The organism is Vibrio sp. 10N.222.46.A1 (assembly GCF_041473595.1).
Taxonomy (GTDB): Bacteria; Pseudomonadota; Gammaproteobacteria; order Enterobacterales; family Vibrionaceae; genus Vibrio; species Vibrio tasmaniensis_A.
This window is the reverse complement of the sequence record NZ_JBFRSN010000665.1, coordinates 1-958: the sequence shown is the minus strand read 5'-3', so window position 1 is coordinate 958 and position 958 is coordinate 1. Positions and strand designations below refer to the sequence as shown.

Genomic DNA, 958 nt, shown 5'->3' with positions numbered 1-958 from the left:
GAGTAATACCTAGCTCAGGACCCATTACGTGCACAATACCTTGGTATTTGTGGTTTAGATCGTAAAGCGTGACACCAAACTCTTCACAGTTTTTTGATAGCGTTTCCATTTGGATACGAGCCATTTCACCCGAAGCGTTGATGTCTTTCGTTTGTGTCGATACGTTGTGATCCATGGTCGCAAAAGTTTTGCCTACTTGGCGAACTTTACGACCTTTTTCACGCAGGCCATCAAAGGCTTGTGGCGACGTTACTTCGTGGACTAAGTGGCGATCGATATAAAGAATTGGCGTTTCGCCCTTCGCTGCAACCGCAACGTGAGCGTCATAAACTTTTTCGTATAAGGTTTTTGCTTGCTGGTTTGTCGACATAGCTTTTCTTCCTTGGGAGCATCAGTCCCAGTGTTTGTTTCTAGCCAAGTCATACTGTCTAAGCTGACTTGGCTTGATATTATTCTTATGTACTTGCTTTTAATCTAAGCATCTAGCTTATGAAGCTAAGATGTACTCAGCGATCTTGTCACCCATTTCTGAGGTAGTCAGCGCTTGGTTCTTGCCTGCAAGGTCTGCAGTTAGCTCGCCTGCAGAAAGTGCTTTAGATACCGCTGTTTCGATGTCTTGCGCTGCCGCTTCTTCGCCTAGGCTGTAACGAAGCATTAGCGCTGCCGAAAGAATTTGCGCGACTGGGTTCGCAATGTTCTTACCTGCGATATCTGGAGCACTGCCACCTGCTGGTTCGTATAGGCCGAAGTTGCTTTCGTTCAAGCTTGCAGAAGGAAGCATACCCATAGAGCCTGTGATCATTGCACACTCATCAGAGATGATGTCACCGAAGATGTTTGAACAAAGCATCACATCAAACTGAGATGGATCTTTGATTAGTTGCATGGTCGCGTTGTCGATGTACATGTGCTTTAGCGTGACATCTGGGTAATCTTTTGCGATCTCTTCAACCACTTC

The 958-nt window shown here is 45.8% G+C and carries 2 protein-coding genes; both read right to left on the bottom strand.

Annotation, left to right across the window (positions count from 1 at the left end):
* The coding region (locus AB4496_RS18015) for an aconitase family protein (RefSeq protein ID WP_372131541.1) at positions 1-370 on the bottom strand (370 nt) is incomplete at its 3' end.
* 117 nt (positions 371-487) lie between these two features.
* Positions 488-958 (bottom strand): isocitrate/isopropylmalate family dehydrogenase (locus tag AB4496_RS18010; protein ID WP_372131539.1); only part of this gene is annotated, 471 nt, incomplete at its 5' end.